We start from the raw sequence: 24,690 nt of genomic DNA, 5'->3' as shown, positions 1-24,690 counted from the left end.
GGTCAGCGGGCCTCGTCGGTCAATGGCGCGCGCAGCACCAGCAGCAGTCGGTACAGGGCGAACACGACCATCAGCACGCCGCCGATCGACAGCGGCAGGTAGCCGATGCTCTGCGGCATGGGCGCGCCGGCGATGCGGATGTCCAGCCCGTCCAGCAGCAGCACCGCGCCCCAGTACGCCATCACCGCGCCGATCGCGGCGATCACCAGCGGCGAGATGGCGTACAGCAGCTTCTTCAGTCGCGGGCCCACCGCATCGGCGAGCAGGAAGAAGCCGAAGTGGCGATGGGTGTGCACGCCGGCCGCGGCACCCAGGCTCATCGCGGTGGTCAGCAACAGCACCGTGACGGGTTCTGTCCAGCTGGGCGAGTCGTTGATGACGTAGCGCGCGATCACCTGCCAGCCCTGGACGACGACAAGACCCAGCAGCGCTGCGACCGCGAACGCGATCGCCGTGTCGGACAACAGGTCCATGCCGCGCTGCAGCGGCGTGGCGGGAGACGGTGTGGTTTCTTCGGACATCGTCGGTTCTCAGGCCAGGTCGCGGATGCGGCGGTACAGCGCATCGATCGCAGGGTCGTTGCGGTACTCGGACAGCAGCGGCTGCGACACACGCGCGAATGCCTCGAGGTCCGTTTCGTTGTGCTTCACGCCCGCACCGAAGACGGCCTCGCGCGCGGTCGCTTCGGAGGCATCCCACAGCCTGCGCATCACGCCGACCGACTGCCGGGCGGTTTCGATCAGCAGCGCACGATCGCGTGCCTGCAGGCCGTCCAGCGTGCGTTGCGACACCAGCAACACGTCCGGCGCGTACGAGTGGTTGGTCTGCGACCAGTAATGGGCGGCCTCGAAATGGCGGCTGGAATGGAAGCTGCGGATGTTGTTCTCCGCACCGTCGATCATGTGCGTCTCCAGCCCGGAAAACACTTCACCCAGCGACAGCGGCGTGGGATTGGCGCCGAACAGGCGCAGCATGCGGATGAAGATGTCGGACACCGGCACACGGATCTTCAGGCCGTGCAGGTCCCCCGGCACACGGATGGCGTGCTTGGTGTTGTAGAAACAGCGTGCCCCCGAATCGTAGATGGCCAGACCGACCAGGCCCCGCCGCGCGAAGCCGTCGAGCACCGCCTGTCCCACGCCGCCATCCATCGCGCGCCGCATGTGCGGCACCGAGTCGAAGACATACGGCAGGCACAGCGCCTGGGTCAGCGGGAACGCGTTGTTCAGCGCGCCGGCGTAGACGCGGGTGATGTCGATGGCGCCGAAGCGCGCCATGTCGATGGCTTCCGACTCGCGGCCCAACTGGCCGGAGTGGTACTGGCGCAGCGTCACGCGGCCACCGGTTTCGCGGGCCATGGTCTCACCGATCCAACGCACGGCCTCGACCGTCGGATAGTCCTTGACGTGCACATCGGTCGCGGTCAGCACATGCCGGCCTTCAACGGCCCAAACCCGATGGTGCGCGAGCGGCAGGGCGGCGGCGGCCCCGAGCCCGGCCCCCAGGAAACGACGACGGTTCATCATGCGCGCCAGTCTCCCTCGTCTTTTCCGGTGGCGGCCGTCGCCATCGCGGCGATGCTGCCATGCCCATCGAAATCGATGCGCGCTTGCTGGCCCGGCACGATGTCGTGGATGCCGGTCGCATTGCCGGTGGCGATCAGGTCGCCCGCCTTCAACGGCCTGCCGCGGCGCACCGAGCGTGCGAGCGCGAAGGCGAACGCCGCGCGCAGTCCGCCGGGCAGCGTCGTGGCGCCCCCTTTGCCGACCTGCCGATCCTCGATCCAGGTCGTACAGGTCAGCGATGCGTCGCTGCGCGCCGACCAGCCGGGAATCTCGGCGCCCACCACCAGCCCGTTGTTGTTGCCGAAGTCAGAGACGACGACGCGCGGTCCCAACTGGTTGATCGTCGCCAGCGGGCTGCTCGCGACCTCCATGCCGGTGAAGAGGGTCGAGGGCACGGCAGCGGCCTCCTCCGGCGTCCACTCCGTCTTGTCGCCCGGGACGTCCGCGTCCAGGCGCAGGACGTACTCGGCTTCGACGGCGCCGAAGCCGCCGTCGAACACCTGGAAGCTGGACTGACCACCAGTAGTCATCTGCAGCTGGCGGGCGAAGATCGGGCCCAGCAGGCGTTCGTCGCCGGAGGCGTCGCGCCGCTCCGGTGCGATGAAGCCCACCTTCCAGCCGACCACGCGGTCCGGCCATTGCGCGATCGCCAGGTCCTGCACGCGGTATGCGGCGACCAGGTCGTCCGGAATGTCGCCCGGGAACGCCAGCAAAGCCCTGCCCTGGCGGCGCGCGCCGACGAAGCTGTCCGCGATCACGGCAAGTCCCGGTGCTGCGGCGCGCGCGGCGGCGAGGGCGTTGTGGTCGTTACTCAAGTGGATTCTCCGCGCTGCGTTTTGTTGCACCGCCGAGTGACAGTGCAGGTTCATGGCCTGTATATGGTAAACCGGTGTCATTGACAATGTGCACTGCCGCAAAATCCATCCCGATGCCACGATGCGTCGATCCACTCCTGGGAGGGAGCCAATGTTCCATATCCGTTTTCCCGCGCCGGCACGCGCCCGCAGGCTGTGCTGCGGCCTGGCCGCCATGCTGCTGGCGACCACGATGACCACGGCACTGGCCGCCGATACGCGTCCACTGGCATTTCCGGGCGCACAGGGCGCGGCCGCGCACACGCCCGGCGGGCGCGGCGGCAAGATCGTCCGCGTCACCACGCTGGCGGCCGACGGACCCGGCTCGTTCAAGGAGGCCGTGAGCGGCAAGGGGCCCCGCATCGTCGTGTTCGAGGTCGGCGGCGTCATCGACCTTGGCATGAAGGAGCTGCGCATCACCGAACCCTTCCTGACGATCGCCGGACAGACCGCCCCGCATCCCGGCGTGACCCTCATCAAGGGTGGCCTGACCATCGCCACGCACGACGTGGTGATCCGCCACGTGCGCATCCGGCCGGGCGACGGCGGCATGCCGAAGCGCTCCGGCGACATCGATGCCATCACCACCGTGCGCGGCGCGCATGACGTGATCGTCGACCATTGCTCGCTCACCTGGGCGACCGACGAAAACCTCAGCGCGTCCAGCACGCGGTTCCACGGCGAGAACGAAGCCGAGTGGATGGCGAATGCCTCGCGCCGGATCACCTACAGTAACAACATCGTCAGTGAAGGGCTCGCGCACTCCACCCACCCCAAGGGCGAGCACTCCAAGGGTTCGCTCATCCACGATCACGTCAACGAGGTGCTGATCGTCGGCAACCTCTATGCGCACAACTACGAACGCAGCCCGCTGTTCAAGGGCGGTGCCCGGGGACAGGTGATCAACAACCTGATCTACAACCCCGGACAGCGCGCCATCCACTACAACCTGATCGCGGAAGAATGGCTGGGCCATCCTTACTCGAAGGGCGAGATGGCGGTACGCGGCAACGTCATGCGCGCCGGCAAGTCGACCGAGCCGCTGGCCTTCATGATGATCGGTGGCTCAGGCGATCTCGACCTGTACATGCAGGACAACCTGGTCGTCGACCGCGTCGGCAACAAGACCATCCAGGAGACCGGCAGTTACACCACCGCACCGGTGAAGCTCGATCGCGCCAAGGCAGCTCCCGCGCTGCCGTTCGGCGTCACGCTGTTGCCGTCGGAGAAGGTGCAGGACGCCGTGATCGAATCCGTCGGCGCCACACCCTGGAACCGCGACCTGATCGACCGTCGCATCGTCGCCGACGTCATCGAAGGGCGCGGCGAGATCATCGACAGCCAGGAGCAGGTCGGCGGCTATCCCCAGTACAAGGAAGCGCGCAAGCCCTTTGTCGAGAGCGACTGGAACCTCGATACGATGGAACCGGCGTCCGGTACCTATCCCCGCGGAGAGCCGTTGCGCTGAGGCATCGGCCGAGCGCACGGCTGCACGGAGTGCGTCTCCAAGGCCCGCCGTCAGGCGGGCCTTTTCGTTGGTCGTCATCGTAGGCGGCTGACGCATGCGTTTGCTCGCTGCCGCCGGCGTCTCCATCGTGATGGGAGCAGGGTGCGAGACGATCTTGCGAGAACCGTCGCGCCGCATGGCGGCTCAGACGTCGAACCTCATCCTCATGCAGCACGGGCGGCCGGTGCGGCAACAGGCCGGGGTACGGTCACCGGCCGAATCCAGGTACTGGTGGTTGAGCCCATCGGTCAGGTTCGAGACGTTGAGACTGCGTACGCTGCGATCGTCGTTGCTCTGTCCGAGCACGCGCTGCAGGTAGTCGTCACGGTACGCAGTGGAAATGAATGCGTTGAACGTGTTGTCGCAGCACAACATCGCATTGCGTCGCGCGCGTCCGGCCAGGATGACCCGATCACTGGAGATCCACACCATGCCGGATGCTCCCGGCACGCCATAGTCGATGTCCGATGCGACATGCGTGCAGTGGGGCAGCACGCCGATGGTGGAATCCGCCCGACAGTAACGAGCACGACAGCTGGTCGTTCCGTTGGAAGCCCTTCAACGGAGCGCCAGGGACACATCCTCGCATGGATGCGTTTTCCGTCGGCAGGTCATGCGTTGTACACGCAAAAAAGCCCGGCCGGGAGAGGCGGCCGGGCTTCGGATGCACCTCGAGGGGAGGTGCGGAACGATCAGGCGATCAGAACTTGTAGCGCAGTCCCAGCAGGTACTGGCGACCGGTTTCGCTGTACTCCAGCGGCAGCTGCACGGCCGGGTTGGAGACCCAGGATTCCTGCGCTTCGTTGGTCAGATTGCTGCCTTCGAGGCTGACTTCCAGGCGGTCGCTGATCTTGTACCGGATGGAGGCGTCTAGAACGGTGGTCCCGCTCTGCCCGTGTACGCCATTTGCCGCGCTGTCGAAGCCTATTTCCGTGCCCGGCACCTGGATCAGGTAGTCGGACCGATTGGTCGCTGAAATGCGCCCCGAAAGACGCTCGCCCTCGTAGTACAGCGACGCGTTCCAGCTCCGCTTGGACGTACCGGTCAATTCCTCCTTCTGCGCCAACGCACCGGACGAGAGCATGTACTGCACTTCCGAGTCGACGTAGGTGTAGTTCAACTGCATGCCGAAGTCCTTCAGGAACCCGGGCAGGAAGGTGAACGGCTGCGTGTAGTTCAGTTCGACGCCGCGCAGGGCGCCGCCCGGGGTGTTGATCGGTACGGTGAAGACGAAATCCTCGGTGGGCAGTGCCGTCGTACCATCCAGCAGGCTGTTAGGCAGGCCACTGGTGTTGTACGGGCGTGTTTCGCGGGTGTTCTGGATGAAGCTGTCGATGTCCTTGTAGAACAGCACCGCGCCCAGCATCGCGCCTTCGTTGAAGTACCATTCGAAGCCCAGGTCGTAGGTCTTGGCCCGCTGCGGATCCAGCAGGGGATTGCCGGCCGAAACGGTCTTGGCTGAACCGCTGACGCTGACGGTGACGCCCGGGCTCAGGTTGCCGAGCGGGGGGCGCGCCATCACCTTGGCGGCGCCGAAGCGGATCAGGAAGTCCGGCGTGATTTCGGCCACCAGGTTCAACGAAGGCAGGGTGTCGCTGTACTCGCGATCCACCGTGATGACGGTGGGCGTGCCGTTGATCGTGCCGACGCCCGTCGAGTTCTGGCCGGTGCGCACGTAGCGGACGCCGAAGTTGCCGGAGAGCGGCACCGGACCGAGATCCGTGTTGAACTCGCCCATCAGGTAGACCCCGCGATCCTGCTCGCCGACGCGCTGGTCGCTGGGGTTGTAGTTGACCATCGTGAACGTGCCGCTATCGCTGAAGATGCCGTACATGTTGGCGATGGCATCGAAGTCCGGCACCACCCAGGTGCCCGGAGAGCCGCTGACGCCACGCAGTCGTGCCTGGATGATCTGGTTGCTCGGCAACGGCACGGGCGTACTGGAAGTGCCGCCGGTGGTGTTTGTCGGCACGATGGTCTCGGTCGCCGCACGTCGACGCTCGCTGGACACGAAACCGAAGTTCTTGGCCTGGATGCCGCCCTTCACCGTGAAGGTCGGCGACACGATCCACGCGAAATCCAGCTGGCCGGTGTCGTAATCGTTGGTGACGTAGTTCTCGCGGAGCCGGATGACCGACAGGCCCCATCCGTTCGGATCGGTCGGGCTGATGCCGTAATTGAAGACGGGAAGGTTGCGGTTGCCGCGGTAGTCGTAGCTGTACCCGTTCACCCCGTACCGATCCATCATTACCGTCGCCTGGATCGGATTGCTGTGCTCGGACTTCGACGTGCCGATCTTGCCGCTGACGCGGAAGCTGTCACTGAAACGATGTTCACCGTCCAGGCTGACCTGCCTGAAGGTCGTTTCCCATTCGTCATGGCGGTTCTCGGCACGCAGGCCGACGTTGTTCATCACCGCGTAGACCAGTGCGCCGTTCTCGATCACGCCATCCATCACCCGGATGTCGTTCTTCCGGCCGGCACCGCTGGCCTTGCTCAGGCTGTTGGCTTCTATGTAACGCTCGTCGCGGACCGCATCGATCTTCGAGTAGAGCGCGTCCAGGCTGAAGGTGGTGTCGGACGAGGGTTTGAACTGCAGTGCGCCGGTGACGCCCAGCCGCTTCTGGTCATGCTCCATCAGCGTGTAGCGCGGGAAGCGCGGCGCGTACACATTGGCCGCCAGCGCCGGCGCAAAAGGCGAGGCCGCGTTGAAGCCGCCGTTGGTGCTGCCACCGGCCCACCGCACCGTACCCGACCCTTCCTCCACGGTGTCCCGCTCGGAGTAGGCGACCGAAAGCAGAGCGCCGAACCGCCCGTCCGCCCAACTGTTCGAGATCAGTCCGGCGAAACGGGGGCTGGTGGTCTCGGCGGCATCGTTGAAGCTTCCCTGCAGGTTGGCGGTGGCGGTGAAGCCATCGAAATCGAAGGGGCGTGCGGTGCGCAGGTCGACGGTCGCGCCCAGCGAACCCTCCTCGATATCGGCCGACGCGGTCTTGCGGGCGATCAACTGCGAGAACAGGTCGGACGCGAAGACATTGAAGTCGAAGCTGCGGCTGCGGTTGGCGCCGCCTTGGCCGTCGCTGCTGCCGACCGAACTCATGGCCTCGAGACCGTTGAGGCGTACACGGGTGAACTGCGGACCCAAACCACGGACGGTGATGTTGCGTCCTTCGCCGGCATCGCGGGTGATCACGACGCCTGGAATTCGCTGCAGCGACTCGGCCAGGTTCAGGTCGGGGAACTTGCCGATGTCCTGGGCGACGATGGCGTCGACGATGCCCTTCTCTCCGCGCTTGATGTCCAATGCCTTTTCCAGGCTGGCGCGGTAGCCGGTCACGCTGACGGTGTCGAGGGTGTCGACGCTTTCCGCCGGTGCGGACTGACCGGAGTCGGCCGGCTGCGCCGCTTCCTGGGCATGCGCCGCTGCACTCATCTGCAGCGCCAGCCCGATCGAGACAGCAAGCAAGGTAACCGGTGTCTTCCGGTTGTGATGACTAACTGGCATGTTCTCCCCTCCTCAAGGGACCATGGCCGCGCGTTGCGACTGTTTTGATGGCAAAAACCGCTGTTTCTTCCCTTCCAGACCGTGCCGGCATATAAAATGACACCGCTGGTCAAAAACAACGCTAACAGAGTGTGCGCTGCAACAACAACTGCCCGTCGAGCCGGTTTATGTTGTCCCAGGGACAAGCCGCGACGGCCTGCGCGATGCGCCGCGCCCACACCACGGGAGAAGAGGGAAGATGGGAAGGATCGTCTGTTTCGGTGAACTGCTGTTGCGCCTCGGCGCGCCCGGTCGCCAACTGTTGCTGCAGTCGCCGGTGCTCGACGTGCATGTCGGCGGTGCGGAAGCGAACGTGGCCGTGTCGCTGGCGCGGTTCGGCCACGATGCCCGCATGGTGGGACTGGTCGCGGACAACGCACTGGGTGAAGCCGCACTGGGCGAACTGCGTCGGCACCGCGTCGACACGCATGCCGTGCAGCAGGCGGCAGGTCGCATGGGCCTCTACTTCCTGACCCCCGGCGCGATCCAGCGGCCGAGCGAAGTCCTGTACGACCGCGCGGACTCGGCGTTCGCGCGTGCCGGCGGCGGCACGCACGACTGGCCGGCGCTGTTGGCGGGCGCAGACTGGTTGCACGTATCCGGCGTGACGCCGGCACTCGGACAAACGGCCGCGGACGGGGTCCTCGTCGCAGTGCGGGCGGCGCGTACGGCCGGCGTGAAGGTGTCCTTCGATGGCAACTTCCGCCCCAAGCTGTGGGAAGCCTGGGGGGGCGACGCGCCGACGATCCTGCGCGGCCTGATGGCCGAAGCCGACATCCTGTTCGCCAGCCATCGCGATCTCCAACTGGTGCTGGGCCTGGACTTCCCACAGGCGACACCACAGGAACGTTTCGCGGCCGGCGCCGCCGCCGCGTTCGCCGCCTTTCCGCATCTGCAGCAGATGGCGGCCACCGTACGCGTACAGCGCAGCGTCGACCACCATGCGCTGTCCGGCATCACCGCGTTGCGCGACGGCACACGGCTGACCACGCCGTCCCATGAGGTGTCGCCGATCGTCGACCGCATCGGCACCGGCGACGCCTTCGCGGCGGGCGTATTGCACGGTGGGCTGGTCGGCATGAACTCCTCGGACGCGCTGCATTTCGGCGTGGCGGCCGCTTGCCTCAAGCATTCGCTCCCGGGCGACTTCAATCTGGTGGCGGCGTCGGACGTGATGGCGTTCCTCGGCGAGAGCAGCCTGGACGTGAAGCGCTGAGCCAACGGCACATCAGGAGATGTTGCGTTGCGGCATCTCCGGACGCAGCAAAATCTATCGTTTGAAAGCGCCGGCGCGGGCTTTGCCGTCTGCCGGTTTCCCGCAGACTGCGCGCCATGATGAGCGCCGTCCATGCGTAGCAAGTTGTTCGTGCCCGGAGACCGCCCCGCGCTGTTCGCCAAGGCGATGGCGGGCGATGCGGACGTGCTGTCGTTCGATCTCGAAGACGCTGTTCCCCACGCATCCAAGACGGAAGCCCGCACCCAGGTCGCGGCCTTCCTGCGCGATGCGCCGCATCGCGCGGTCGGCAAGCAGGTGATCGTCCGCGTCAACGCGTTGCATTCGCCCGCGTGGGAAGACGACCTTCGGGCGGTGCTGCCGCTGGGCGTGGACCTGGTCAATCTGCCCAAGGTGGAGTCGGTCGAACGCCTGCAGCAGGCGATGGCCGAGATCGAGGCTGTCGAGGCGCGCCTGCAGGTGCGCGGCAGGGTTGGCGTGCTGGTCAATATCGAAAGCCCGCGCGCGTTGCGCCACGCGGCCGAGATCGGCGCGTCGCACCCGCGCGTCCGCGGGCTGCAGCTCGGTCTGGGCGATCTGTTCGAACCGCAGGGCATCCGGCGCGACGACCTCCGCAACGTGCATGCCGCGCAATACGCGCTGCGCATGGCGGCCGCCGACGCCGGCGTGTTCGCCTACGATGCGGCGTTTCCCGGACTGGACGACGAACCGGGCTTCCGTGCGGAAGCCGAGTCGGCGCGTGCACTGGGTTATCTGGGCAAGAGCTGCGTGCATCCGCGCCAGGTGGCGTGGGCCAACGCCGTGTTCGCGCCTACACGACAGGAAATCGACGCGGCGCGCCAGGTGGTCGATGCCGCGCGCGACGGCGCGTACGCCGTGGACGGCCGCATGGTGGATGCGCCGTTCCTCGCGCGTGCCCGTGCCGTGCTGGCTACCGTCCGTCATGAGGAGAGGCAATGAGTCACGGGGGGATGCGGTCGCGGGCCGCCGGGATGAAACGCGGACTGACGGTGTGGTGGTTGCTGCTGCTGTGCGGCCTGTCGTCGCTGGCGCAGGCGGACAGCCTGACCACCGTGCGCGAAGACCGTCTGCCGGCGGTCCCCGGTGGCGTCTCGGAACTGCACGCGGTCGATACCTCGTTGCTGGCGTTCAACGCGCAGGGCGCCTGGCAACTGGCGGCAGGTACAAGCGAGTGGAATAAGGTCGGATTGCCTGATGGCCTGTCGGCCCAGACGCGCTGGATCAGCTCGGCCAAGGGCAAGCTTTATGTCCTGACGCAATCCGCAGGCGCGGAAAGCGACACCCGGCTGTCGTCCGTCGGCGTGCAGCAGGGACGACTGCAACTGCGCGCGCTGCCGGCCTTGCCTGCATCCTTGCGCGACGTCCAGCTGGCGGAAGGAGACGGCAACCTGTATGCGGTCGGCGTCGGCGCCGATGATGCGGCGCGGCTCTACCGGTTGACCGTCGCCGCACCGCAGGGCGGCTGGACGAAGATGGACGCGTGGCCCGGCGCCGCCGGCGCCAGTAGTCTGGTGGCGCAGCGCGGCGAGCTTTTCGCCACCGCACGCGGCAGCGACGCCGACCACCTGTGGCGCTGGCACCGCGAGACCGGCTGGACGGAGATGCCGGCGTTGCCCAGCCGGCTGGTCGGGGACGCCGCGCGCGCGATGGGCCAGGCCCATCTGCTCTATGTCCTGGAAAGTACGCCTGCTTCGTCGCGCCGGCTGATGACGTTCCATGTGATCACCAAGGCGTGGGCGAGCGTGCCCGCGACGCTGCCAGCCGATGCCGGCGCCTTCACGCCCTGGGGCGATGGATTCGCCTGGTCGTCCGGCGGCGATGCCGCAGCGCTGCAGCTGCAGTCCGGCAAGCACCTGCTGAGCTGGCTCGACTGGCTGGTGATCGTGGTCTACCTGGCGGCGATGATCGGCATCGGCCTGTACTTCTACCTTCGCGAGAAGCGCAACTCCACCGAGAACTTCTTCGTCGGCAGCCGCACCATCCCGTTCTGGGCGGCGGGCCTCAGCCTGTACGCCGTCAACACCAGTTCCATCAGTTTCATCGCGATCCCGGCCAAGGCGTTCGAGACCAACTGGCAGTACCTGACCAACAACCTCATCGCCGTGCTCGGCCTGATGTTCGTCGCGATCTGGATCGTGCCGCTGCTGCGCCGGCTGGACCTGATGTCGACGTTCTCCTATCTGGAAACGCGTTTCCATCCCGCCATCCGCATGCTGGCCAGCGGGCTGGCCATCGTCATGCAGATCGGCAGCCGCATGAGCGTCATCCTGTTCCTGCCTGCCCTGGCCATCTCCACGATCACCGGCATCGACGTGGTCTGGAGCATCTGGCTGATGGGGGGGTTCACCATCATCTATACCGCCATGGGCGGCATGAAGGCGGTCATCTGGACCGACGTGGTGCAGGTCATCGTGAAGATGGGCGGCGCCCTCTTCGCCATCCTCTTCATCGTCTGGACGTTGAAGGGCGGCTTCGGCGAGTTCACCCAGATCGCGATGGCCGAGAGCAAGACCAAGCTGTTCGACTTCAGCTTCGACCTGACCAAGGCCACGGTGTGGGGCTTCATCTTCCTGGTGCTGTTCGAGGTCGTGCTGACCTTTCCCAAGGACCAGGTGCTGATGCAGCGCGTGCTGTCCACCAAGTCAGACAAGGAGGCCGGCCGTTCGGTGTGGGCGTTCGCCGCCATCATGATCCCCGGCGGCTTCATCTTCTACGGGATCGGCACGGCGCTGTTCGTCTACTACAAGAACAACCCGGAGCGCATGAACCCGCTGCTGCCGGTGGACGCCACGTTCCCGCTGTTCATCGCGGCGGAACTGCCGATGGGCGTGACCGGCCTGATCATCGCCGGCATCTTCGCCGCGGCGATGGCCACGCTGTCGGGCATCATGAACTCGGTGGCCACGCTGATCACGGTCGACTTCTACGAGCGCTTCGCCAAGGACACGTCGCAGAAGAAGGGCGTGTTCTTCGCCGAGATCATGACCGTGGTCGTGGGTCTGGTCGGCATCGGTGCGGCGCTGGTGCTGTCGCGCTTCGACATCGGGTCGCTGTTCGACGTGTCGATCGAACTGGCCGGCCTGCTCGGCGGCGGTTTCGCCGGCGCCTACACGCTGGGCATGTTCACCCGCCGCGCGAATTCGCAGGGCGTGGCCATCGGCATCGTCGCGGCCATCGTGCTGACGTTCGTGGCCTGGTGGTACGACCTGGTGCACCCGTACTTCTACCTGGCCATCTCGATCCTGGTCTGCGTGGTGGTCGGCTACCTGGCCAGCCTGTGCTTCCCGGCGCCGACCCGGTCGCTGAAGGGGCTGACCATCCATCGCCGGGATGCGGTGGAGAGCGCGGATTGATCGCGCATGCGCCATAGGTAACATCGCTGCCGCGTCCGCGCTCGTGTAGCCTGACGCGAAGAGGGAAGCGCGCGTGGACACCCAGTTCCTGAATACCTTCGTGGTGGTGGCGGACCGTGGCTCGATGGCGGCCGCGGCGCGCGTGCTCAACATCACGCCGGCGGCGGTGGCGCAGCAGATCCGCACGCTGGAACGCGAACTCGGTGCCCCGCTGATCGCACGCGCCGGCCGCACCGTCAGCCTGACCGAGGAAGGCTCGCGCATCCTGCAGCGGGCGCGCGACCTGCTGCGCGATGTCGCCGACATGCGCAGCGTCGCCAATGACAGCGAGGTGTCGGGCGAACTGCGCCTCGGCGCGTGCCCGACCGCGCTGGCCGGCATGCTGCCGGACATCCTGGCGCGCATGGTCGACAAGTTTCCGCAGATCAACGTCTACATCCGGCCCGGCTATTCGGCCGAGCTCTACCGCGCAGTGGAGGCCGGCGAACTGGACGCCGCGCTGGTACTGCAGGCGCCCTACAACCTGCCCAAGACCTGCGACTGGCAGTTGCTGCGCGAGGAGCCGCTGGTGATGATCGCGCCGGCGCGGATGGCGGGCCGCGATCCGCACGAGCTGCTGCGCAGCGAACCGCTGATCCGCTACGACCGCAACCAGTGGGGCGGGCGCGTCGCGGACGACTACCTGCATGCCGCCGGCATCGTGCCGCACGAGCGCTTCGAATTGAACGGGCTCAATGCGATCGCGGTGATGGTGGACCGCGGCCTGGGTGTGTCGCTGGTGCCCGACTGGGCGCGCCCGTGGCCGGAGGGCCTGGACCTGGTGCGCATCCCGCTGCCGCTGCCCAGCGAGCCGCGCCGCATCGGCATGGTGTGGTCGCGCTCGTCGGTGCGCATCCGCCTGGTCACCGTCCTGCTGCAGGAGAGCCGCATCGCCACCGGCCACGCCTGACCGGCGCGATGTTGCAGTGCACGCTACAAAAACTAGCCTGTGAACATATCCGCGGGCGATTCTTCCGTGACGGACGTCGACCTAGGCTTTGACCATCGTCGGGTTCGAGCGTCTGGGAGGAACGCTGGGCACGCCGGCCGCCGGAGCGGCCTTTCTCGCATACCCACTCAAGCCACACGCCGACGCGCACGCGCGCTCGCCGTCCACCGAAGCTTTCCGAGAACAGACCATGAAACAGGTACCCGCCGCGTTCGGCGTTTTCCTGCTGGCCGCCGCCGTCAGCGCCAGCGTCAAAGCCCAGCAGAACACCCCGCCGCCGCAGGATGCGGCCACCGAGCGCGCGCAGGATGCCGTCGACCTGGACCAGGTGATCGTCACCGGCGTACGCGCCCCCAAGGCCGTGGACAAGATCCCGGGCGCGGTGACGCTGGTCAGCAAGGAGGAAATCGCCCACACGCTGCTGGTGACGGAGGATGCGACGGCCGTGCTGGCACGCACGGTGCCCGGCTATGCCGAGGCCTCGCAGGCCATGAGCAACAGCGGCGAAACGCTGCGTGGCCGCGTGGCGCTACGTCTGTTCGACGGCGTTCCCCAGGGCTCGCCGCTGCGCGATGGCAGCCGTAATGCGACGTTCACCGACATGGGCATCGTCGGTCGCGTGGAGGTCATCAACGGCCCCTCGGCTTCCGAGGGCATCGGTGCCGCAGGCGGCATCATCAACTACATCTCCACCGTGCCGACCAAGGAAGGCAGCGAGTTCCGCTTCCTGTCGCGTTACTCGACCCAGTTCAAGGACGACAGCGCCGGCTGGAAGCTCGGCCTGAACTACGCCTACAAACAGGACAATTACGATCTCGTCGCGGGCGTGGCCCAGATTGATCGCGGCATGGGCTACGACGCCGATGGCGTGCGCCTGGGCATGAACACCAGCGGCTCGGTCAACGATTCGGTCGCGCGCAACATCTTCGTCAAGGGTGGCTTCAATTTCGGCGAAGACCTCGAGAAGCGCCTGCAGTTGAGTTACAGCCACTTCAAGATCGAGGGCAACGGCGACTACATCCAGGTGGATGGTTGCCGCTACGAGCCGGGCTGGTGCGAAGACCCGCGCCCCAACACGTCCGAGCGTGGCCACATCTTCGGCAGCAAGGCGGAATTCAACGACTTCAGGCAGGTCAACCTCCAGTACACGGATGGCGACTTCCTCGGCGGCACGCTGAACCTCAATGCCTATTGGGCCGACCAGGCCATGCGGTATCCGCCCGAGAACGGTAGCGACCGCCAGGATCCGCTGATCCCGCCCAATGGCCCGGATGGACTGATCTGGGACCAGTCGGAAATCAACTCCGACAAGGTGGGCTTCCGGCCTTCATGGGTGCGCGGCCAGCTGTTCGGTGTCGACGGTCTGGAACTGCGCACCGGCGTGGACTGGGTGCGCGACAAGGCCGACCAGCGCCTGGCGTTGACCAATCGCGTCTGGGTGCCGCCGATGGAGTACACGAGTATTGCGCCGTACATGCAGCTGAGCTGGGACATCGGCCCGGTGACGCTCAGTGGCGGCATCCGCCGCGAGGATGGCGAGCTGAAGGTGGACGACTACACCACCACCTGGTTCCGCGACCGCCGCTTCGTTGAAGGTGGCAAGCTGTCTTACAAGGAGAATCTGGTGAACCTGGGCGCCATCTGGCGCATCACCGACCAGTGGTCCGTGTTCGCGGCCTACGGCGAAGGCTTCGGCCTGCCCAATGTCGGCATCCCGCTGCGCAACATCTCCTGCCCGAACGATCCCAACGACACCAAGCCCGACGGTTGCCCCGGTGATCCGCCGGTCTCGGTGGATTCCACGTTCCGCGAGCTGTCGGCCGTGGTCGTCGACAATCGCGAGGTCGGCATCAACTGGCGTGGCGACACGACGTCCTTCAGTGCGTCGTACTACGACTCCCGTTCGGACTATGGCACCTCGTTCGCCATCGATCCGGCGACCAACGACTACGTGCTGTTCCGTGCGCCGACCCGCATCAAGGGCTTCGAGTTCTCCGGCGACTGGAACATCAACGAGGCGTGGAAGCTTTCGGGCCTGTACTCGCGCATCCGCGGCAAGACGGCCTTCTGGACGGAAGACCCCGCCGGACGCTGGGACGCAGGTGGCCTGAACAAGCCGATGGGCGCGCTGGACGTCAATCCGGACAAGATCGGCCTGACTGTGCGCTGGAAGTTCAACGACGCCGGCGACGTGACCCTGGGCTCCACGACGCTGCTGTCGCGCGACCTGACCGGCAGTGACGTGCGCGAGTTCGACAACGCCACGTTCTCGTATGCAGAACACACCAAGGGTTACACCCTGTTCGATCTTGGTGCGAACTATCGGGTGGAAGGTGTGGGCCGGTTCTCGGTGGGCATCGAGAACCTGACCAACAAGCAATACATCCTGAGCTGGTCGCAGGTGCCAGGCTTCCGCAACTACTGGGCCGGCCGTGGTCGCATGTACTCGTTCACCTACGAGTACACGTTCTGATCCACGATCCACGGATGCCGGTTTCCCCCCACGCTGCGTCCACCCGCGCCGTCCCCTCTCCAGGGCGGCGCGGGATCTGGATGGCTCTCATGCTTTCGCTGGCCGCGTGCGCGACGGCCCGTCCGTCGTTGCCGCCCGCACCGCTCGATGCATGGCTGGAGCAGGCCACTGGCGACGACGGCTATCTGGGTGCTGTCGCGGTGGTGGCCGACCACGATGTCGTGGTCTATCACCGCGCCTCCGGCCACGCCGACCTGCAGGGTCGCCAGCCGCTGCGCGAGGATGCCATCTTCCGCATCTACTCCATGACCAAGCCCGTCACCTCGGTGGCGGCCCTGATGCTGGTGGAGGAGGGCAGGCTGGGGCTCGACGATCCGGTGGCGAAGTACCTGCCGGCCTTCGCCCACCTGCAGCGCGTGGCCGGCGGCGATGCCGATGCGCCGCAGCTCGTGCCGGTGGCGCGCATGCCGACCGTCCGCCATCTGCTGACGCACACCGCCGGTTTCGCCACCGGCGGCGACGACATCCGCGCTGCTTCCACCCTGCTCCAACGAGAGGCGCCGGAAGAGGCGTCCGATCTCGCCGGCTATGCCGACCGCGTCGCGCGCGCGCCGCTGGCCGACGAGCCCGGCACGCGGTTCCGCTACGACGGCGTCAATACCGAGGTGCTGGCGCGCGTCATCGAAGTGGCGAGCGGCCAGCCGTTCGACCGCGTTTTGCAGACGCGCATCCTGTCGCCGCTCGGTATGCGCGATACCGGTTTCGAGGTTCCCGTCGCGCGACGGGGTCGCGTGATGGCGCTGACGTCGCGCGATGCCGCCGGCCATCGCATCCTCGCCGACACGGCCTCGGCGCGCACGCCGGGCGTGCCGTTGCGTGCCTATACCAGCGGCGCGGGCGGACTGTATTCCACGGCGGCCGACTATCTCCGCTTCGCGCGCATGCTCGCCAACGGCGGTGAGCTGGATGGCGTGCGCCTGCTGAAGCGGGACACCGTGGCCCTGATGATGCGCGACCAGCTCGCCACGTTCAATCCCGGGGTGCCCGCGCCGGAACCCGGCGAAGGTTTCGGCCTCGGCGGTTACGTGGTCACCGACAACGCGAAGAGCGCGCGCCCCGGTGCGCTCGGACAGTTCGGCTGGTCCGGCGCCGCATCGACCTACTTCACCATCGATCCGGCGCGTCACCTCGTCATCGTGCTGATGTCGCAGCACCTGCCTGTCGACGGCGCGCCCGCCCTGCCCAAACTGGCCGGGCCGTTCTACCGCCAGGTGTATGCGGAGGTGTCGCCATGAAGGCCGCCGGTACGGTCCTGGTCGCCGGCTCGGCCAACCTCGATTTCGTCGTGCGTGCTTCACACGTGCCTGCGCCGGGCGAAACGGTGCTCGGGCGCGACTTCGCCACCTTTCCCGGCGGCAAGGGCGCCAACCAGGCGGTCGCCTGCGCGCGCGCCGGTGGCGCCTATACGCGCATGCTGCTCGCGCTCGGCGACGACCCTTTCGGAGCGGTCCTCGACAGGGCGCTGGCCGAGGCCGGCGTGGAGCGGCACGTCATCCGTGCGCCGGACGTGGCCAGCGGCACCGCCTTCATCTGCCTGTCCGACGACGCCGAGAACGCCATCACCGTCGCCCCCGGTGCCAATGCCGCGCTGCGGCCGCACCACCTGCCTTCGTTGCGTGGCGTCAGCCATCTGCTGTTGCAGCTGGAAACCCCACTGGAAACGGTCGCCAGCTTCGCCCATATCGCGCATGCCGCCGGCGTGAAGGTCATGCTCAACGCGGCGCCCGCCACCGCGCTGCCTGCGGGGCTGCTGGAGGACGTGGATCTGCTGGTCGCCAACGAGGGCGAACTGGCCACGCTCGCCGGTCCTGGCACGCTGGGCGAACAGCTCGCGCGTCTGGCGGTCCCTTGCGTCGTGGTCACGCTGGGCGCGCGCGGTTGCGTAGCGCGGCGCGGCGCCGAACTCTTTCTGCAGCCGGCCTTCCCGGTCGACGCCGTCGACACCACCGCGGCGGGCGATACCTTCTGCGGCGCCCTGGCCGCGCGGTTGGCGCAGCATGCGTCGCTGGCGGACGCGCTACGCTTCGCCAGTGCGGCGTCGGCGTTGGCGTGCACGCGTCTCGGCGCGCAGGCCAGCGTGCCGACGCGGGCCGAGGTCGATGCCTGGCTCGCCGCGCAGGCCAACGAACTGCCCCGCCGCGCGGCGCTCGCCGCGTACAGCGGCCTCTCCGGTTCCTGATCCGATATCCCATGACCCTCCCCACCTCCTCCGATGCTGTCCCCGATCCCGCGCACGACGACGACCGCGCGCCGCCGGTGAAGACCGAATACAAGTTTTCCCACGTCACCACGCAGCGCTACCTGCCCACGCCGGGCAAGGCACCCGGCTGGCCGTTCGCCGACATCGGCCAGTGGAAGATCGACGCCAACGCCTCGGCCGACGACTGGGTCGCCGAGCTGAAGGACTGGCGCCGTGAACACCTGACCCGCATCGGCTACGACGACGCCAACTACCGCCGGCCGGAACTGCAGTGGGCGCAGCGCAACTTCGTCCATGCGCAGGTGATGGTCGAGGACCGCTACCTCTACGACCCGGTCGCCGGCCGCTACACGGTCGACCGCTACCTCGACGACCTCGAAGCGCGCTTCGGCGGCCTCGACAGCGTGCTGTTGTGGTGCGTGTATCCGAACATCGGCGTGGACGATCGCAACCAGTTCGACCTGGCGCGCAGCCTGCCAGGCGGACTGGAAGCGCTGCGCGGCGCAGTCGATGATTTCCACCGCCGCGGCGTGCGCGTCTTCCTCACCACCATGCCGTGGGACAACGGCACCCGCGACGAAGGCGAGCCGGACTGGCAGGCCATCGCGAAGATCGTGGTGGCGGTCGGCGCCGACGGCATCAACGGCGACACCTACAACGGCGTGCCGCGCGCGTTCTTCGACGCCTGCGATGCGCTCGGCCACCCGGTGGTCGTGCAGCCCGAGTCGACGATCAGCGCCGAAGAGCACCTGATCTGGAACGTGCAGAGCTGGGGCAAGAAGGCGCCGAACGAGGTCGTGCCGCCCGTGGCCAAGTTCAAGTGGCTGGAACCGCGCCACATGATCAACTACGAGAACCGCTGGGGCCGCGACCGCAACCACGACCTGCAGTACATCTTCTTCAACGGCGTGGGCTACAACGCGTGGGAGAACGTGTGGGGCCTGTGGAACCAGCTGACCCCACGCGACGCCGCCTCGCTGCGCCGCATCGCCGCGATCTACCGCCGCTTCCCGTCGTTGTTCGTCAGCCTCGACTGGCGCCCGTACGAGCGCACGCTGCAGGCCGGCATCTTCGCCAGCCGTTTCCCGGGCGAGGGCATCACCGCGTGGACGCTGGTCAACCGGCACGAGTATCCGATCGAAGGCGAGCAGCTCGCCGTGCCGCATGTCGAGGGCACGCGCTACGTCGACCTGTGGAACGGCACGACGCTGCAACCGCGCATCATCGATGGCCACGCGATCCTGGAAACCACGCTGGAGGGGCGCGGCTTCGGCGCGCTGCTGGCGTTGCGCGAGGATGCGCTGGAGGCGGGCCTGGATGATTTCCTCGCGTCGATGGCGAAGGAGGCGGCGACACCGCTGGCCTCGCTCTCCGCGAAATGGACCGCGTTGCCGCAGACGCTGCAGGCCATCGCGCCGATCGCGCCGCAGGCCGCCGCGCCGGACGGTATGGTGACGATCCCCGCCGGTGAGTTCCTGTTCGCCGTGCAGGGCATCGAGATCGAAGGGCAGGTATGGGAAGGCGTCGACGTGCAGTTCCCGTGGGAACCGACCGCGCGTCGCCATCACCGTCGCCGCATGCAGGTCGCGGCGTTCCACATCGACCGGCATCCGGTCACGAACGCGCAGTACAAGGCCTTCGTCGATGCCAGCGGATACGCACCGCAGGACACGGGCAACTACCTGCGCGACTGGCGCGACGGTGCACCGCAGCCGGGCTGGGAAAACAGGCCGGTGACGTGGGTGTCGATCGAGGATGCGCGCGCCTACGCGGCATGGGCCGGCAAGCGCCTGCCGCACGGCTGGGAATGGCAGTACGCCGCGCAGGGCACCGATGGCCGCCTGTATCCGTGGGGCGACGCCTGGCGCGACGACGCGGCGCCGCCGGTGTTCCGCGGCCGCACGCTGCCGCCGCCGGCCGAGGTCGGCGCGCATCCCGCGGGCGCCAGTCCGTTCGGCGTGATGGACCTGGTCGGCCATGTCTGGCAGTGGACGGACGAATTCCACGACGAGCACACCCGTGCCGCCATCGTGCGCGGTGGCAGCGATTACGAGCCGCGCACCTCGCACTGGTATTTCCCGCAGGCCAAGCGGCTGGACCAGCACGGCAAGCTGCTGCTGATGGCGCCGTCGAAGGACCGTTCCGGCCGCATCGGCTTCCGGTGCGTGGTGGACGTGGCGTGATGCCGCGCCGGTGCGCGCGTCGGATCGTGCGTGCGCGCCGGTGGGTGCTGACGGCATTGCTGGCCGGCATCCTGGTGGCCTGCGGTGGCGGTGAACCGAAGATCGTGGTGCTGATCGGCGGTCCCGCAAGCGAGGGGGCGGGTCGCCACGCATATCCCGACGGCGTCCGCCAGCTGCAGGCGATGCTCGAACAGGATGCCGGCGATCGCGTGCGCGTGCAGGCCTATCCCGATAGCTGGCCGGCGGAGCCCGGCGCGCTCGTGGACGCCGATACCGTCGTCCTCTACTTCGACGGGCTGGGCAAGCATCCGCTGCGCGATCCCGCGCACCGCGCGGCATTCGATGCCGCCATGCGGCGCGGCGCGGGTGTCGTCGCCCTGCACCAGGCCTCCACCGTGCCGGAGGACGAAGACCTGGGACTGGCGCGCTGGCTCGGCGCGGTACGCGTCGGCACCTTCGATCGCACGACCCAGTGGGCCACGCTGGCGCCGTCCGCTTCGCATCCCGTCACCGCAGGCATGGCGCGTTTCTCCTATCGCGACGAGTTCTATCCGACGTTCCGCGCCGCCACGGCCGGCCGTCGCACGCCGTTGCTGCAAGCGGTGCTGCATCCGCAGTTCCGCGACGGCAAACCGGTGCTCGACGATCTCGCCGAGAGCACCGATGTCGCCTGGGCCTACGAACGCGAGGGCGGCGGACGTGCGGTCGTCTTCAGCGGCGCACATTATCTCGATGCGCTCCAGCAGCCGTCCGTGCGGCACGTGCTGCTCAACGCCGTCCTGTGGACGGCCCACGCCAGGGTCGTCGATGCGCCGACGATCCCGGCGGACGCATCGCGCACGCCGGCGCCGACCGGCGATCCCGGAACCGTGCAGCGCGCCACCTTCCACGTGGACGCCGGCCGCAGCGGCTGGCGACGCGATGAGCGGGTGCTGACGCCTGCAGTCGTCGGCGCGAAGGACTTCGGCCTTGTCTGGGAATCGCCGTCGCTCGATGCCGACGGCGGGAGCGACGCGCGTCTCTATGCGTCGCCGCTGTACGTGGACCGGCTGGCGATGACCCGGGGACCGCAGAGCGGCGAGCGTTTCGACGTTGTCATCGCGGCCAGCAACAACGGCCATGTCTACGCCATCAACGCTTCGCGACAGAGCGATGTCGCGGCCGGCCGCATTCTCTGGAAGACGAAACTGGGCGAGCCCTGCCGCCTGCAGCCGGCGCCGCTCGATGGCGTGCCGACTGGCATCCTCGCCACGCCGGTGGCCGACGTGGCGCAGGGTCGGCTCTACGTCACCCATTGCGATCCGGCGAACCGCTGGCAGGCCTACGCGCTGGAGCTGGGCAGCGGCCGCGTGTTGCCGGGCTGGCCGGTGAAGCTGGACGAGGCCACCTTCAACGACCTCAACGCCAATGCCGGTCCGTCGCGCGTGCCGCCGAAGCGCAAGTTCGATTTCCGCGTGCAGCGCGGCGCGCTGAACCTCAGCCCGGACGGATCGCAGCTCTACGTCGTGTTCGGCGAATCGGAAACCGGTTGGATCGCGTCGGTCGACACCCGGCGCGCACGCGTCAGCGGCGCCTTCGCCGCGGTGGCCATGCCGCACCGGGGCAGCGGCGGCATCTGGGGCGCGGGCGGTCCGGCGGTCGATGAAGACGGCCATGTGTACGTCGTCACCGGCAGTGGCTTCGGCGGCTACCAGGATTCGGATGGCGACTGGGCGCAGTCGGTGCTGAAACTGGCGTCGACGGGGCAGGGCGGCTTCGCGCTGCGCGGCACCTATACGCCCTTCAACTACTGCACCAGCGCCGAGCGGGACATCGATCTCGGCTCCGGCGGCGTCGCCCTGTTCCCGGCCGATGCGGCGGATAGCAGGCGCCAGTTGATGGCCGTCGGCGGCAAGCAGGGCAATGTGTACCTGCTCGACCGCGACCGCCTGCCCGGCAGGCTCGACCGCCGTCCGCCGTGCAGCACCGATGCGACCAGCGATGGCTCGCTGCTGGCGCCGACGCCGCAGTGGCAGTTCGGCACGCGCGGACCGCTCAACGTGTTCGGGCCGTATTCCGAAGACGATGCCGCGCTCGACCTCGCCCGCGCGCGCTCGGTACCGGCGGTGTTCCGCGCCGCGGACGGCATCGACCATATCTACGTCACCGGCAATACCAAGCAGGCGCCCGGCTCGTCCACCAGCATCGCGCCCTCGGTCGTGCGCCTGAGGGTGGACCGGAGCACGCCCGCTGCGCCGTTCCTGCGCGTCGACAAGGCGAATCCCTCGCTGGTGCTCGGCAACCCCGGTTCGCCGGTGGTGACCAGCCGCGGCGGTGGGGAGGCGCTGGTATGGATCCTCGACGAGAACGCGCCACGCTCCGCCTCGCTGCAAGGTGCGGATGCGCCGCGGCCGGTGCTGTATGCGCTCGATGGGCGATCGCTGGACATCGTCTGGCGCAGTGCGCCCGGCGAGCTGTTCACCAGCGGCAAGTACAACGAGCCGGCGTTCGGTGGCGGGCAGGTGTTCGTCGGCACCGACCGCATCCAGGCCTTCGGTGCCGGTGGCCGTCGCGTCACCGATCGCCTGCCTGCCGTGCAGACGCAGGCGACCGTCGCGGCTGATCCCGCGCTGGCCGGCGTCGCGCCTGCCACGCTGTACGCACAGCGCTGCGCCGCCTGCCACGACCATGCGCAAGGCAATATTCCTCCCCGCGCGGTGATCGCCACGCGGCCGCATTCCCGTATCGTCGACGCACTGACGCAGGGCGTCATGCGCCCGCATGCGCAGGGGCTCGGCGCCCAGCAGATCGACGAGCTCGCCAGGTACGTAAAGCAATGAAACCCCACGATATCCGTCTGCAGGGCCTGTTGGGCACGGCACTGGACGCCAACCGCCGCGGCCGCCTGTCGCATTTCATCACCGGCGCCGACAGTCCGGCCATCGCGCTGTTCTCGCCGTCGCACCGCGCCGGGAACACCGAAGGCGACTGGTACGGCGAGCACGCCGGCAAATGGCTGTGCGCCGCCGCGCGCGCCTACGTGCGCAGCGGCGACGAAACGCTGGGCGCGCACCTGCGCGAAGTCGCCGACTACCTGCTGTCGGTGCAGGAAGCGGACGGTTACCTCGGTACCTATGCTCCCGAACGCCGCTTCATGCAGCCGCAGCCACCGAAGCCCCCCAGCTGGGACGGCGCACCCGCGCTGCGCACCTGGGATATCTGGGTGCACGCCTACCTGATCCTCGGCCTGGTCGAGACCGCACGCGCGCTGCACGACGTCCGTTATACGCAGGCCGCCGCGCGCATCGCCGACCTGTGCGCCAGCGCGCTGGCCGACGGCATCGACATCACCACGCTCGGCAACCATCACGGCATGTCGGCCACCGTGCTGATGGATGCCGCACTGGAGCTGCACGAGGAAACCGGTGAGCCGCGCTTCCTCGCGCTGGCGCAGCAGGTGCTCGCACAGGCCAATGCGCATCCGGCGCTGCGCCTGCTGCCCGCCATCGAAGCCGGCGCCGACGCGTCCGAAATCGCCACCGGCAAGGCCTACCAGCTGCTGTGGAACCTGGTCGGCCTGGTCAAGCTGTGCCGCGCCACCGGCGACGCCGCGCTGCGCCGCGCGGTCGAGGCGATGTGGGAGAACATCCACCAGTACCACCTGACGCTGGGCGGCGGTCCGTGGGGCGGGGTGGCGCATCGCTCGCGCGAAGTGTTCAACGCGCGCGGCACGTTCAGTCCGCTGGCTTACGTCGAGACCTGTTCGCTGCTGGCATGGATCCAGTTCAACCGCGAGCTGCTGCGCCTGACCGGCGAAGCGCGCTACGCCGAAGAGATCGAGCGCACGGCGTACAACGACCTGCTCGGTGCGCATGCACCCGACGGCGAGGACTGGTGTTACTACTCGTTCCCGAACGGTCGCCGCGTGCACACCACCTACTGGCGCTGCTGCAAGTCGAGCGGCGCGATGGCGCTGGAGGAGCTGCCGGCGCTGGCCTACGCGATCGACGGGGACACGGCGCGCGTGCAGTTGTACGGTCCGGGCGAAGCACGCCTGGCGCATCCGACGGCGGGCGAGCTGATGCTGCGCCAGCACACCGGCTACCCGTTCGAGGGCGACGTCTCGCTGGAAGTGCAGCCCGAGCGCGACGCCACGTTCGAGGTGCGCCTGCGCATCCCATCCTGGGCCGAAGGCGCCACGGTCGCCGTCAACGGCGAGGCGGTACGCGCACCCGTGGTGCCGGGCACGTTCCTGGCGGTGCGTCGCCACTGGCGCGCCGGCGACCTGGTGCAGTTGCTGTTCCCGCTGCGGCCCACGCTGCACCGGCAGGCGCTGCGCAACGTGCAGGAGTCGCGTGCGCCGGACGGTTCCGCCGTGCACCAGCAGGTGCTGGACCTGCACTACGTCGGGTTGACGCGCGGGCCGCTGGTGTACGCCACCGAGCTGGTCGACGGGTTCAAGACCGAGGAGACGATCCGCCTGCCGGACGGGCCTCAGGACGACTGGCTGCAGGTGCTGCCGGTCGCCGACGACGACGAGGGTCCCGGCATCACCCTGCAGCTCGGCTACCGGCCACCGCTGCTGTTCTGGCCGTACTACCGGACCGGCGGGCGCGTCGACGGCGCCTGGCGCCTGACCTGGCTGTCGTTGCCGCCGGCATGAACGCGCACGCGCTCGCAAGAATTTGTGGCCGCAGAAACTACGGCGGCCGACTGTATCCGCCGCACC

The 24,690-nt window shown here is 67.9% G+C and carries 16 protein-coding genes; 11 read left to right on the top strand and 5 right to left on the bottom strand.

Translation table 11 applies throughout. The annotated features are described in order from the left end of the window. Positions 1 to 2: 2 nt before the first annotated feature. The 3 genes from AC1Q5B_RS01655 to AC1Q5B_RS01645 are packed head-to-tail and all read right to left on the bottom strand — an operon-like array spanning position 3 to position 2,380. A complete protein-coding gene (locus tag AC1Q5B_RS01655) occupies positions 3 to 521 on the bottom strand; it encodes a TRAP transporter small permease (protein ID WP_492630004.1) in 519 nt (172 codons plus the stop codon). Positions 522 to 530: 9 nt separating this feature from the next. Further along, the gene (locus AC1Q5B_RS01650) at positions 531 to 1,526 is read right to left on the bottom strand and encodes a TRAP transporter substrate-binding protein (protein ID WP_492630003.1); all 996 of its coding nucleotides are present in this window, start codon (positions 1,524 to 1,526) and stop codon (positions 531 to 533) included. Beyond that, positions 1,523 to 2,380, bottom strand: a complete 858-nt coding sequence (locus AC1Q5B_RS01645; RefSeq protein ID WP_492630002.1) for a 2-keto-4-pentenoate hydratase — start codon at positions 2,378 to 2,380, stop codon at positions 1,523 to 1,525. The genes AC1Q5B_RS01650 and AC1Q5B_RS01645 overlap by 4 nt, the downstream gene beginning before the upstream one ends. A 151-nt stretch (positions 2,381 to 2,531) precedes the next feature. On the opposite strand from AC1Q5B_RS01645, the gene AC1Q5B_RS01640 reads away from it, so the two are divergent. Continuing rightward, a complete protein-coding gene (locus AC1Q5B_RS01640; protein ID WP_492630001.1) occupies positions 2,532 to 3,887 on the top strand; it encodes a pectate lyase family protein in 1,356 nt (451 codons plus the stop codon). Positions 3,888 to 4,070: 183 nt separating this feature from the next. Here the strand turns inward: AC1Q5B_RS01640 and AC1Q5B_RS01635 are convergent, their stop codons facing one another. Together AC1Q5B_RS01635 and AC1Q5B_RS01630 are read right to left on the bottom strand one after the other, a co-directional pair. After that, a complete protein-coding gene (locus tag AC1Q5B_RS01635) occupies positions 4,071 to 4,421 on the bottom strand; it encodes a hypothetical protein (protein WP_492630000.1) in 351 nt (116 codons plus the stop codon). A gap of 205 nt (positions 4,422 to 4,626) precedes the next feature. Then, complete coding sequence (locus tag AC1Q5B_RS01630; protein ID WP_492629999.1) at positions 4,627 to 7,431, bottom strand: TonB-dependent receptor; 2,805 nt, start codon at positions 7,429 to 7,431, stop codon at positions 4,627 to 4,629. A gap of 238 nt (positions 7,432 to 7,669) precedes the next feature. Between AC1Q5B_RS01630 and AC1Q5B_RS01625 the strand changes: the two genes are divergently transcribed. From AC1Q5B_RS01625 to AC1Q5B_RS01580, 10 genes are all read left to right on the top strand, one after another. Beyond that, positions 7,670 to 8,686, top strand: coding sequence for a sugar kinase (locus AC1Q5B_RS01625; protein WP_492629998.1), 1,017 nt, complete (start codon positions 7,670 to 7,672; stop codon positions 8,684 to 8,686). 132 nt (positions 8,687 to 8,818) lie between these two features. Then, a complete protein-coding gene (locus AC1Q5B_RS01620) occupies positions 8,819 to 9,664 on the top strand; it encodes an HpcH/HpaI aldolase/citrate lyase family protein (protein ID WP_492629997.1) in 846 nt (281 codons plus the stop codon). 32 nt (positions 9,665 to 9,696) lie between these two features. Beyond that, the gene (locus AC1Q5B_RS01615; protein WP_492629996.1) at positions 9,697 to 12,078 is read left to right on the top strand and encodes a sodium:solute symporter; all 2,382 of its coding nucleotides are present in this window, start codon (positions 9,697 to 9,699) and stop codon (positions 12,076 to 12,078) included. 73 nt (positions 12,079 to 12,151) lie between these two features. Beyond that, entirely contained in the window at positions 12,152 to 13,027 is an 876-nt protein-coding gene (locus AC1Q5B_RS01610; RefSeq protein WP_492629995.1) for a LysR family transcriptional regulator, read from the top strand. A gap of 229 nt (positions 13,028 to 13,256) precedes the next feature. Beyond that, a complete protein-coding gene (locus tag AC1Q5B_RS01605) occupies positions 13,257 to 15,539 on the top strand; it encodes a TonB-dependent receptor (RefSeq protein ID WP_492629994.1) in 2,283 nt (760 codons plus the stop codon). Positions 15,540 to 15,628: 89 nt separating this feature from the next. Next, positions 15,629 to 16,834, top strand: a complete 1,206-nt coding sequence (locus AC1Q5B_RS01600) for a serine hydrolase domain-containing protein (protein ID WP_492629993.1) — start codon at positions 15,629 to 15,631, stop codon at positions 16,832 to 16,834. Further along, entirely contained in the window at positions 16,831 to 17,778 is a 948-nt protein-coding gene (locus tag AC1Q5B_RS01595) for a ribokinase (RefSeq protein ID WP_492629992.1), read from the top strand. The genes AC1Q5B_RS01600 and AC1Q5B_RS01595 overlap by 4 nt, the downstream gene beginning before the upstream one ends. An 11-nt stretch (positions 17,779 to 17,789) precedes the next feature. Next, positions 17,790 to 19,982, top strand: coding sequence for a formylglycine-generating enzyme family protein (locus AC1Q5B_RS01590; protein WP_492629991.1), 2,193 nt, complete (start codon positions 17,790 to 17,792; stop codon positions 19,980 to 19,982). Continuing rightward, complete coding sequence (locus tag AC1Q5B_RS01585; RefSeq protein ID WP_492629990.1) at positions 19,982 to 22,801, top strand: ThuA domain-containing protein; 2,820 nt, start codon at positions 19,982 to 19,984, stop codon at positions 22,799 to 22,801. Before AC1Q5B_RS01590 ends, AC1Q5B_RS01585 begins: the two co-directional genes overlap by 1 nt. Then, a complete protein-coding gene (locus AC1Q5B_RS01580) occupies positions 22,798 to 24,624 on the top strand; it encodes a glycoside hydrolase family 127 protein (protein WP_492629989.1) in 1,827 nt (608 codons plus the stop codon). The genes AC1Q5B_RS01585 and AC1Q5B_RS01580 overlap by 4 nt, the downstream gene beginning before the upstream one ends. Positions 24,625 to 24,690: the final 66 nt, after the last annotated feature.

The organism is Pseudoxanthomonas sp. GW835-FHT14C01 (assembly GCF_058793715.1).
Note: the sequence above shows the minus strand (reverse complement) of the source record. Positions and strands in the feature narration are given on the sequence as shown.